Source organism: Desemzia sp. AGC72 (genome assembly GCF_057334175.1).
On sequence record NZ_JBHFIG010000001.1, the window covers coordinates 328,658 to 340,141 of the forward strand.

Sequence of the window (11,484 nt, forward strand, 5' to 3'; positions counted from 1 at the left end):
GGCTCATGGCGGACTATAAATAAAGATCGGCCATGATGCTATAAAATGAGTCGTTGATGGCCGAAATGGGTTAAACATTCGGCCGTGAGAGAAAAAAGAAACAAGCTCATGGCTGAGGTAAGCAATAACTTAGTCACTTTTGCTGAAATCATAAAAAAATTATCGTTATCATAAAACAGAAGAGATAATCAAAATAGTTGAAGTATTTTTAGGAATATTGTTACTCTGTAGGCAGAAAGAGCATTGCAGAGGAGGAAAGATAGATGAGTGAAGAAACGATTTTGATTACAGGTGCAGGTACTGGGTTCGGGAAAGACATCGCATTTAGATTAGCTGAGATGGGGAAAAACGTCATTGCCAGTGTTGAAGCGATGTCTCAAGTTTCAGCTTTAGAAAAAGAAGCTCGAGAAAAAGGTGTCTCGATGCAAATTGAAAAGTTGGACATTACGAACGAAAAAGACCGAGAAAAAGCTTGGGAATGGGATATCGATGTACTGGTGAACAACGCGGCTATCAAAGAAGGTGGTTCGCTTGTGGACATTCCTGAAGAAAACTTGCGCAGACAATTTGACGTGAACGCTATTAGTCAAATTCTGTTGACGCAAAAATTTGCACGAAAAATGATTCAAAAGAAACAAGGACGAATCGTCTTTACTTCTTCGGTATCCGGTTTGATGGTGAATCCATTTTCCGGTCCGTATGCTGGGTCGAAATATGCACTGGAAGCTTTCGCCGACACATTAAGCAGAGAGCTGCAGGAATTCAATGTTGAAGTAGCAACGATCAATCCGGGACCCTATCTGACTGGTTTTAACGACCGAGAATTCGAAACATGGAAGGATTGGCCTGACGATCCGGAACGTGTTTTCGATATGGAAGAGATCTCGTTTCCATTTGAACAGTACGACCCGGAAGAAGTGGTGGAACCGGCGATTAAAGTGATTTTAGGAGAAACTAAGCAATACCGTAATGTGGTTCCTGAAAGCATGATCCAGCAAGTGAAAGAGCAAGCAGAAAGTTTGTGGACTAAACAGACCGATGAAGGATTGGGACAACGCAATGAAATGGTCCAAAAAGCTTATGATATCGACCCTGCTGCAAAAGCAGAAGATTATTAACTAATAGATTGAAAAGAGGAACTTGACGATTTCAAGTTCCTCTTTTTGAATAAAAACAGAGACTGAACTCCATTTTTTAGAAAATAAAGCCTGATATCTTAATTTATTTTAAAATTCTGACTTTTGTTCTTAAATTCTTCGTATTCTATGGGTATAATAGAAACAAGATTATCTTTTAAAGGAGCTAGTTCCATGGATTTGTTTAGAGAATTTTTGCAACTTTGTCAAAAACAATTTTATTGGAAGAAAAGTTCCCGAATTTTACTAGCTGTTTCTGGCGGTGTCGATTCGATGGTGCTGCTGGATTTGATGAAGCGGCTGCCAAAAGAGTTGAAACCATGGTTCGCAGTGGTCCATGTCAATCATCAGCTAAGGGAAGCTTCTGTTCATGAAGCAGCTTTCTTAGAACAATTTTGCCGGCAAGCTGAGATCCCTTTTTTTATGACTAAATGGGAAACAAATCAGCACCCCAAAGCTTCTACTGAAGAAGCTGCACGTGAATTCCGGTATGCTTTTTTTAAAAAGGTATTTACTGAGCAGCAGGCCACCCATTTGTTGACAGCTCATCATGGAGACGATCAGATTGAGACGATTTTGATGCGGTTGGTACGCGGTGGGGCATTAGAAAGTATGGCGGGAATCAAAACTGTTCGACCTTTTTCATTTGGTTTATTGGTAAGGCCAATATTGCCTTATACGAAAGAGCAACTGTACCAGTACAGTGAAGAACAACAGTTGCGTTATTTTGAAGATGAGACTAACCAAAGTTCGGATTACACCCGCAATCGTTATCGCAATCTAGTTATTCCGCTATTGAAAGAAGAAAATCCTCAACTAGTCCCGCATTTTTTTGACTTTTCAACTGATCTGCAAGACGTGTTAGCTGTGGCTCAAATAGAAGTCCAACGCCAATTGAAACGCATCAGCAAGAAAGCGGCTGATGGAGGTTTTCAGCTAGATCGAAAAGAGTATCTTGAGTTGGATAAGAGTCTACAAGGATTGGTCGTACAAGAATTGCTGGTGAAGGTTTATCAACATAAAGACCAACTGTTCCAACGGCAGCATATCAAAGCTGTCCATGACTTATTGATCAGCCCGCATCCAAATGGTCAAATTGACTTGCCGGGTCAGTGGGTAGCAAAACGAAGATATGATACACTTTTTTTTGTCATATCTGAGCCAGTCGAAGTTTCAATGGAAGAAGCTAAAGAATTACGTTTAGGAGAATGGATCCATTTGCCGCAAGGAGGAAAAGTAGGGTTATTTTCACCCGCTACCTTTTTAGACAGGGGTCATCAACAAGTGATGTGGATGAATGCCGACAGTGTCGAGCTGCCACTGGTGATTCGTCGGCGTAAGCCTGGAGACCGGATAACGTTGAAGGGTACAGGAGGAACCAAAAAAATCAAAGATGTACTGATTGATCAAAAGGTTCCGCTCGAGAAGCGAGATGAATTGAGAGTCGTATGTGATGCCCAGGGGAGAGTACTTTGTTTTCTTGGATACAAAGATTCAAGATTGTCTATTGAGCGGGAAACTGATACAATACAGTACATACTAATTTATAGCCAAAACGGCAATGAGAGCTAAAAGGAGAACTTACTATTATGCAAAACGATATCGAAAAAATTCTAGTGTCTGAAAAAGAAATACAGAAGAGAACACGAGAGTTGGGAGAAGAATTGAGCGCAGAATACAAAGACAAAAATCCTCTTGTAGTTGGGATCTTAAAAGGCGCAATCCCGTTTTTATCTGATTTGACGAAAGCAATGGACGTAAAATTGGAGATGGATTTCATGGATGTCTCTAGTTATGGAAGCGCAATGGTTTCTTCTGGAGAGGTCAAAATCTTGAAAGACTTGGATACAAATGTAGAAGGACGCAATATTTTAATCGTAGAAGACATCATCGATAGCGGACGTACGTTATCTTACATCATCGATATGTTCAAATACCGCAAAGCAAAATCTATCAAAATAGTCACTTTATTAGACAAGCCAGAGGGCCGTGTAGTGTCGTTGGAAGCTGATTACGTAGGTTTCTTGGTGCCGAACGAATTTGTAGTAGGATACGGTTTAGATTTTATCGAGCATTACCGCAACCTTCCTTATATTGGTGTGTTAAAACCGGAGATTTATGAGTAAAAATATTTGGTCAAGTATGGTCAAATATGATATGATAAAGTAGATTCAGTCACAATAAATAGGGAAATAATGAAAAAATGGAATGAAAGTAAGGGAGGTCGACTGTGTGAAAAAAGGATTCTTGAAAAATGGGATTTTTTACGCCATAGTGTTTATCGGAATCATCGGAATCGTATCTTGGGCAACTGGAGGAAACTCCAATGAACAAAGCCAAAGTATTTCCGCAAGTGAATTTATAACACAATTGGAAAGTAACGAAATCAAATCATTTACCATGCAACCAACTGCTGGGGTTTATACCATCACAGGGTCATACCGTGAAGAACAGCCAGTAGAGGAATCAGAACAAAGTGATGTTCCGATTCTTGGAACAAGCGATTCAGAAGTATCGAACTTTACGACAACTGTTTTACAAAATGATCCGATGGTCTCAGAAATCTGGGATCTGTCAAAAGAAAACAATATTGAAGTGACTCCGATACAAGAAGAGTCATCTGGTATATGGGTAACGTTATTGATATCCGTATTGCCTCTAGTTATTTTTATCTTCTTCATTTATATGATGATGGGACAAAGCGGACAAGGCGGCGGAGGACAAGGCGGCCGAGGCGTCATGAACTTTGGGAAGTCAAAAGCTAAAGAAGCCGATACTAAAGCAAGTAAAGTACGCTTTTCAGATGTAGCTGGAGCGGAAGAAGAAAAAGAAGAATTAGTAGAAGTAGTCGAATTCTTAAAAGACCCAAGACGTTTTGCTAATTTAGGCGCACGTATTCCTGCAGGGGTATTATTAGAAGGACCTCCAGGTACGGGTAAAACATTGCTTGCTAAAGCCGTTGCCGGTGAAGCAGGAGTTCCTTTCTACTCGATTTCAGGTTCTGAATTCGTAGAAATGTTCGTTGGGGTCGGAGCAAGTCGTGTACGTGACTTGTTTGAAAATGCTAAGAAAAATGCACCATCCATCATCTTTATTGATGAGATCGATGCAGTAGGTCGACAACGTGGAGCCGGTATGGGTGGCGGACACGATGAACGTGAACAAACACTGAACCAATTGCTTGTTGAAATGGATGGTTTCTCTGGAAATGAAGGAATCATCGTTATTGCAGCAACAAACCGTGCAGATGTATTAGACCCAGCTTTACTTCGTCCAGGCCGTTTTGACCGTCAAATTATGGTTGGTCGTCCAGACGTTAAAGAACGTGAAGCTATACTAAAAGTACATGCGAAAAACAAACCTTTGGCTGCTGATGTGGATCTAGGTGTCGTTGCAAGACAAACACCAGGATTTGCCGGAGCAGATTTGGAAAACTTGTTGAACGAAGCAGCTTTAGTAGCTGCTCGTCGAAATAAAAAAGCTATCGATGCATTAGACATTGATGAAGCGCAAGACCGTGTTATTGCTGGTCCTGCTAAGAAAGACCGTGTCATCAGTAAAACTGAACGCTCTATGGTTGCTTACCATGAAGCGGGACATACTATCGTTGGTATGGTATTGAATGATGCTCGTGTCGTTCATAAAGTTACGATCGTACCACGTGGGCGTGCTGGCGGATATGCTATCATGTTACCTAAAGAAGATCGCTTCTTGATGACGAAAAAAGAAATGACAGAACAAATTGTTGGATTGCTTGGAGGTCGTGTAGCTGAAGAAATGATCTTTAATTCTAAGTCTTCCGGAGCAAGTAATGACTTCCAACAAGCTACTCAATTGGCTCGTAGTATGGTAACGGAATATGGTATGAGTGATAAATTGGGTACAGTACAATATGAAGGAAACAACCAAGTATTCTTGGGACGTGACTACGGAAGTACGAAAGGCTACTCTGAACAAATTGCTTACCTAATTGATCAAGAAGTGTTAGCTATCATGAACGAAGCGCACGTTGAAGCACGCAGAATTCTTGAAGAGCATGCACAAGAATTGAAATTGATCGCTGAAAAACTGCTTGAATTGGAAACATTAGATGAACGCACAATCAAGAGTCTATTTGAAACAGGAGAAATGCCTCCAGTAACAGAAGACGAAGAGTTCCCACGTGAAAAACGTGAAGGAGAAGGTTTATCTTTTGAAGAAATCAAGAGAGCTCGCGAACAAAAAGAAAAAGAAAAAGAACGTGAACAAGAAGCTAGAACTCAAGGAAAAGAAGTAAAAGAAGATCCTGAGCAAATAGTTGAAGAAGCTAAAAAAGAATTAGGTGAAGACAACAAAGAGGAATCTTCACAAGGAGATGACACTGCGTTGACAACTCAAGGCAATGACGTTCCTAATGAAGAGGACAAGCAAGATTCTCCTAAAGAGTAGACAAAGCATAAACTAGGGTGTTATACTGTCCTTACAAAAAGGAAGAGGGTTGCGGGAAATTCCGTAACCCTCTTTCATACTGTATGAGAATGCAAACGAATAGAAAGTAGGGAAATGAATGTCAGATTATTTATTAAAGAGTGTATGTTATGATGGCCAAATTCGTGTATTTACAATCGATGCTACTGAAACAGTTGCAGAAGCTCAACGTCGTCATGAAACGTGGAGTGCTTCTTCAGCAGCTTTAGGTCGTACGATGGTTGGAGCACTTTTATTAGGAGCAACAGTAAAAGGCGATGAAAAATTAACGGTTAAAATTGAAGGTAATGGTCCCACTGGACATATTGTTGCAGATAGTAATGGAAAAGGAACGGTAAAAGGATATATTGCTAATCCTAAAGTAAGCCTTCCATTGAATGAAAAAGGAAAAATCGATGTACGAGGTGCTGTAGGTACTGAAGGGACATTGACGATCACAAAAGATTTAGGATTAAAAGAACCGTTTTCTGGACAAGTTCCATTGATAAGCGGTGAATTAGCTGAAGACTTTACGTACTATATGGCGACAAGCGAACAAACGCCGTCAGCATTCGGGTTGAGTGTGTTAGTAGATACTGATGAGTCAATCAAAGCAGCTGGAGGGTTTATGATTCAAGTTATGCCTGGAGCTACAGATGAAACAATCACAGCTATCGAAAAAGCTATCGAAAACATTCCGATGGTGTCTCGTTTGATGGAAAAAGGGGAAACTCCTGAAGCGATTCTAGATCGTTTAGTAGGTGAAGGAAACGCAAAAGTGTTGGATAAAATGCCAATTGCTTTTGAATGTGACTGTTCTAAAGACCGTTTTGCCGGAGCAATCGTTTCTTTAGGTAGAAAAGAAATCGATGACATGATTACTGAAGACCATGGTGCTGAAGCTGTATGCCACTTCTGTGGAAACAAATATCACTATTCAGAACAAGAGTTGGAAGAATTAAAAGCGAACGCTTAAAAATAAGCACCCTATAAACTGTTGAAAAGTCCCTTAATGATGAGGGCTTTTCAGCAGTTTTTTTGTTTTTAGGGGAATTGGTGAGGCGCAGGGTGATTTGCGTACCCGAATTGGAGGCAATTTGGAGAAAAGGGAACGCAGCGAACATTTACGTTCCCTTTTGAAAAATAGCAGCTCAATTTCGTCACACGAAAGGAAATTTAGGCGGCGCTTTTAGTGAATTGTAAATGTTTGCATTTAAAAAATAAAAGCGTTAAACTTAACGGGAGAACCCTACAAAAAGTAAGAAGAACGCAAATTTTAGGAGGCCTTAGCATATGGTAAAAGTAGTTCATTCAATTTCAGATTTAATTGGAGAAACACCGATTTTAAGATTAACAAAGGTAGTACCACCTGATGCTGCAGAAGTATACGTGAAATTAGAATCATTCAACCCAGGCGGAAGTGTAAAAGATAGAATCGCACTGAACATGATCGAGGTAGCTGAGCAAGAAGGTAAATTGAAAAAAGGCGACACGATCATTGAACCGACAAGCGGAAACACTGGCGTAGGTTTGTCTATGATTGCTACGGCTAAAGGCTATAAAGTGTTGATTGTTATGCCGGAAACGATGAGTATGGAACGACGTCAATTGGCGCAAGCTTATGGAGCTGAGCTGATGCTGACTCCAGGTGCTGATGGCATCAAAGGTTCAATCGCTAAGGCAAAAGAGCTGGCAGAGCAAGATGGCTACTTTATGCCAATGCAGTTTGATAATCTAGCAAACCCCGCAGTTCATGCTGCGACAACGGGTCCTGAAATCTTAGAGGCCTTCAATGGAGAAGCGCCTGATGCTTTTGTAGTAGGAGTGGGTACTGGAGGAACATTAACTGGAGCTGGTAAGGTCTTGAAAAACGTTGATCCGGAAATCACGATTTATGCAGTTGAGCCAGCAGAATCAGCAATTCTAAGCGGTGGAAATCCAGGGTCACATAAAATCCAAGGTATTGGTACAGGTTTTGTGCCAAACGTATTGGACACTATTTTGTACGACAAAGTCATAAAAGTAACTAGTGAAGAGGCAGCTGATATGGCGAGACGTCTTGCAAAAGAAGAAGGATTATTAGTTGGTCCATCTTCTGGTGCAGCTATCAAAGCAGCCATTGATGTAGCTAAAACAATGAAAAGCAGTCAACGTGTTGTAACTGTTGCTCCTGATAATGGCGAGCGTTACTTGTCTACTGGAGTTTTTAATGTAGAGCAATAAAAGTGTAGAAAGGGCGAGGCCATCTGGTCTTGTCTTTTTTTATTATAAACTAAGAGCTTATGCGACACACATTCTTCGAAATAACGGTTCTTTTCAAACGGTATGAAAATATGTTATCATATAGCGTATGAAAATCGTTGGGCATGTCAGATGAAAAAGTTAGGGTGTTAGGGATTTTAGTCGCTAATTGCCTTGCTTTTTTTGCGCACTCTTGGCATGATAAAGATAGAGCTGAGAAGCTAAAAAGAATGGAGAGAAACTAATGAGCAATGAAAATTCGCATTTAGAAGATTTGAATGATCAATTGCAAGTTCGCCGTGAGAAACTACAAACGTTGCGTGACCGCAATATTGATCCATTTGGTGGCAAATTTAATCGTACGCATTTATCCACAGAATTACACGAAACTTATGATGCCTTATCTAAAGAAGAGATTGAAGAGCAAGAAATCGAAGTAACTGTTGCTGGTCGTATCATGACAAAACGTGGTAAAGGTAAAGTAGGGTTTGCTCACTTGCAAGACCGCAAAGGCCAAATACAAGTTTATGTACGTAAAGACACTGTTGGCGAAGAGGACTATGAAACGTTTCTAAGTGCTGACTTAGGAGACTTTGTAGGCGTTACAGGTATATTGATGAAAACCAATACTGGTGAAGTAACGGTCAAGCCGACTTCATTGACTCAATTATCTAAAGCGTTGCGTCCGTTACCTGATAAATATCATGGTTTAACGAACGTAGAACAACGTTACCGTCAACGGTATTTAGACTTGATCAGTAATCCAGAAAGTTATGACCGCTTTGTAAAACGTAGCCAAATCATTGCTGAAGTTCGTAAATATTTGAATAACCAAGACTACATCGAAGTAGAAACACCAACTCTTCATAACATTCCTGGTGGAGCATCGGCTCGTCCGTTCATTACACACCACAATGCGTTGGATATGGAATTGTATTTGCGTATCGCTTTAGAATTGCATTTGAAACGATTGGTTGTTGGGGGAATGGAACGTGTTTATGAAATAGGACGCGTATTCCGTAATGAAGGTGTGGACACAACCCACAACCCAGAATTTACTATGTTAGAAGTTTATACAGCGTACACAGATTATGAAGACGTAATGGACTTAACAGAAGGCATGATCCGTACAGTTGCTCAAAATGTTCTAGGTACTGGGAAATTCACTTACAATGAAATCGAAATCGACTTAGAGTCTACATGGAAGAGAGTTCACATGGTTGATGCAATCAAAGAACAAACAGGCGTTGACTTTTGGCAAGAAATGACCGATGAAGAAGCACGCGAAATTGCTAAAAAACACAATGTCCAAGTTGAACCACACAGCCAATTTGGCCATGTGGTAAATGAATTCTTCGAAGAATTTGTAGAAGAAACTTTGGTGCAGCCAACATTTGTTTACGGACATCCTGTTGAAATCTCTCCATTAGCAAAGAAAAACACTGAAGATCCACGTTTCACAGATCGTTTCGAAGTATTCATCGTTGGAAATGAATATGGAAATGCGTTTAGTGAATTGAACGATCCAATCGATCAAAGAGAACGATTTGAACAACAAATGAAAGAGCGCGAACAAGGAAACGACGAAGCTCATCAAATCGATGAAGACTTTATCGAATCATTAGAATACGGCATGCCTCCAACAGGTGGACTTGGAATAGGAATTGACCGTTTAGTCATGTTATTGACAAATGCACAATCTATTCGAGACGTACTATTGTTCCCAACAATGCGTAATATATAATGAAATGACTAAGGCCAAGACAATTTTGTCTTGGTCTTTTTTTACTATCACAAGTATAAGGTGATTTATTCACAGATTAGAAAGAAAAATAGTATAATGCATTTAAAGGAGATTTACTTAATGAAGGTATATAAACGTCATAGGTATAAAAGTACTTACATAACAATGATAAAATCAAAAATGGAAGCATTGTGTGAGCCTGTTTCAAAAAGAGCAGGTGAAGACTGTTACGCTTCTTCAAGAACTCTCCTTTTTAGTAAAAAATAGAAATAAAATACAAGGAGTGTATAGGCCATGAAAGATTCAAAGTATATTTCTTTTCTAGGTGGAAAAAACCTGCTATTTACATTAGGTTTAGTCATTATGATTGGGATCACAATTTTTATTTATGATCAAATAGCTTTTGTTTTTGAACCGCTGCTTGTTTTCTTTTCTTCTATAGTAGCGCCGGTTATTTTAGCGGTGTTGACTTATTTTCTATTTAACCCGCTAATTGATTGGTTGGAAAAGCATCGTTTAAAACGAGTGTGGGGAGTTATTCTCCTGTTTTTAGTATTGATAGGTGCTTTAGTAGGTTTGGTATTCTTGGTGGTGCCTTATATCAGTGAACAAGTGACGCAATTTGTAGTAGCTTTCCCAGAATATGTGGACAACATCGGTGCAACTATTATGGGATGGACAGATAATTCCGTTTTTGAAGATACAGCTAACAATGTGATTGAGTGGTTTAACGGATGGGTTGGAGAATTACCAAGCAACATTGTTGATTATCTGACAACTGCTGTTTCGGGTATATCCACTGTAGTTTCTACGGTTTCGAACTTTGTTGTGATTATGGTAACATTTCCAATTATTTTATTCTTCTTATTGAAAGACGATAAAAAATTCTTCAGTTATGTAATGAAAGTAATTCCGCCAAAATTCCGTAAAGATATTCGAGATTTAGGTGTGATCATTGCAGATCAAGTAGGATCTTATGTCAAAGGACAATTAACGATTTCTCTGTTTTTAGGTATCATGATGTTTATTGGTTTTACTATTATTGGTTTGGACTATGCAGGAATATTAGCCATTGTAGCCAGTGTCACGAGCGTAATACCTTATATCGGTGCTACATTGGCCATGGTGCCCGCAATTATTATTGCGCTGACTACTTCATGGTTCATGTTAGTCAAATTGATCATTGTTTGGCTGGTCGTTCAATTTGTAGACGGAAATTTCGTCGAACCGAACGTCATGGGGAAAAATTTGAAAATCCATCCATTGAGCATTATCATTGTTTTGCTTGTTTTAGGTGAACTCTTAGGGTTAGTCGGCTTGATACTGGGAGTTCCAATTTATGCGATCAGCAGGGTCATCGTTACATTCATATTCCGCAAATTCAAACAACGATACAATCGTTACTATGCTGATGAAGCTGGCGAATATGAAAACGTAGAATTCTCTCCAGATACTTATCAAGAAGATGAGAATGAATAAGATTTGAAAAGATGTTTTACCGCAGAAGAATATAATGCAGAAGGAGCAGCTGAGGCTGTTCCTTTTTTCTATATAGAAGTTGATTAATATGATTGAGTAAAAATACAAAGTATTGGATAGATAAACAAATTATGCATTATTCGCGACTTAAACTATATAGACGAATGTTGAGTTATGACGAGATGTTATCATTCGCTTTAAATAAAATAAAAAGAGGTAAAAAATAGAAATTCAAATTTAATGTTCATGAATCTGAAAAAAGTGAAAAAAACTAAAGAAATTGTTTGACGAACCCCGAGTAGGGTGGTATATTAATACATGTCGTTGAGACAGAATGACAAATTCTACTAGAGCATTTTTAAAAAAAGTGTAAAAAGTTGTTGACGGACAGTTAAACATCTGGTATTATTTAGAAGTTGTCAAAACGACAGCGAAACA

The 11,484-nt window shown here is 39.2% G+C and carries 8 protein-coding genes; all 8 read left to right on the forward strand.

The genetic code is table 11. From position 1 onward, the window contains the following. Positions 1–263 precede the first annotated feature (263 nt). The 8 genes from ACE025_RS01485 (at position 264) to ACE025_RS01520 (ending at position 11,046) form a co-directional block, all read left to right on the forward strand. Positions 264–1,118: an SDR family oxidoreductase gene (locus tag ACE025_RS01485; protein WP_485936736.1), complete on the forward strand. Its 855-nt coding sequence runs from the start codon at positions 264–266 to the stop codon at positions 1,116–1,118. A 192-nt stretch (positions 1,119–1,310) separates the two neighbouring features. Next, entirely contained in the window at positions 1,311–2,708 is a 1,398-nt protein-coding gene (gene tilS, locus ACE025_RS01490; RefSeq protein ID WP_485936738.1) for a tRNA lysidine(34) synthetase TilS, read from the forward strand. A 14-nt stretch (positions 2,709–2,722) separates the two neighbouring features. Beyond that, positions 2,723–3,262: a hypoxanthine phosphoribosyltransferase gene (gene hpt / locus ACE025_RS01495; protein WP_485936771.1), complete on the forward strand. Its 540-nt coding sequence runs from the start codon at positions 2,723–2,725 to the stop codon at positions 3,260–3,262. Positions 3,263–3,368: 106 nt separating this feature from the next. After that, positions 3,369–5,564, forward strand: a complete 2,196-nt coding sequence (gene ftsH / locus ACE025_RS01500; protein ID WP_485936740.1) for an ATP-dependent zinc metalloprotease FtsH — start codon at positions 3,369–3,371, stop codon at positions 5,562–5,564. A gap of 118 nt (positions 5,565–5,682) precedes the next feature. Beyond that, positions 5,683–6,558: an Hsp33 family molecular chaperone HslO gene (hslO, locus tag ACE025_RS01505; RefSeq protein WP_485936742.1), complete on the forward strand. Its 876-nt coding sequence runs from the start codon at positions 5,683–5,685 to the stop codon at positions 6,556–6,558. Positions 6,559–6,875: 317 nt separating this feature from the next. Beyond that, on the forward strand, positions 6,876–7,805 hold the full coding sequence (cysK, locus tag ACE025_RS01510; RefSeq protein WP_485936744.1) for a cysteine synthase A: 930 nt from the start codon (positions 6,876–6,878) through the stop codon (positions 7,803–7,805). Positions 7,806–8,067: 262 nt separating this feature from the next. Beyond that, entirely contained in the window at positions 8,068–9,567 is a 1,500-nt protein-coding gene (gene lysS / locus ACE025_RS01515; protein WP_485936746.1) for a lysine--tRNA ligase, read from the forward strand. 294 nt (positions 9,568–9,861) lie between these two features. After that, the gene (locus tag ACE025_RS01520; RefSeq protein WP_485936748.1) at positions 9,862–11,046 is read left to right on the forward strand and encodes an AI-2E family transporter; all 1,185 of its coding nucleotides are present in this window, start codon (positions 9,862–9,864) and stop codon (positions 11,044–11,046) included. The last annotated feature ends 438 nt before the right edge of the window (positions 11,047–11,484 follow it).

Excerpts from the sequence above, each read along its gene's own strand:
- tilS (WP_485936738.1), top strand. The coding sequence starts at position 1,311 with ATGGATTTGTTTAGAGAATTTTTGCAACTTTGTCAAAAACAATTTTAT.
- hslO (WP_485936742.1), top strand. The coding sequence starts at position 5,683 with ATGTCAGATTATTTATTAAAGAGTGTATGTTATGATGGCCAAATTCGT.
- lysS (WP_485936746.1), top strand. The coding sequence starts at position 8,068 with ATGAGCAATGAAAATTCGCATTTAGAAGATTTGAATGATCAATTGCAA.
- cysK (WP_485936744.1), top strand. The coding sequence starts at position 6,876 with ATGGTAAAAGTAGTTCATTCAATTTCAGATTTAATTGGAGAAACACCG.
- ACE025_RS01520 (WP_485936748.1), top strand. The coding sequence starts at position 9,862 with ATGAAAGATTCAAAGTATATTTCTTTTCTAGGTGGAAAAAACCTGCTA.
- ACE025_RS01485 (WP_485936736.1), top strand. The coding sequence starts at position 264 with ATGAGTGAAGAAACGATTTTGATTACAGGTGCAGGTACTGGGTTCGGG.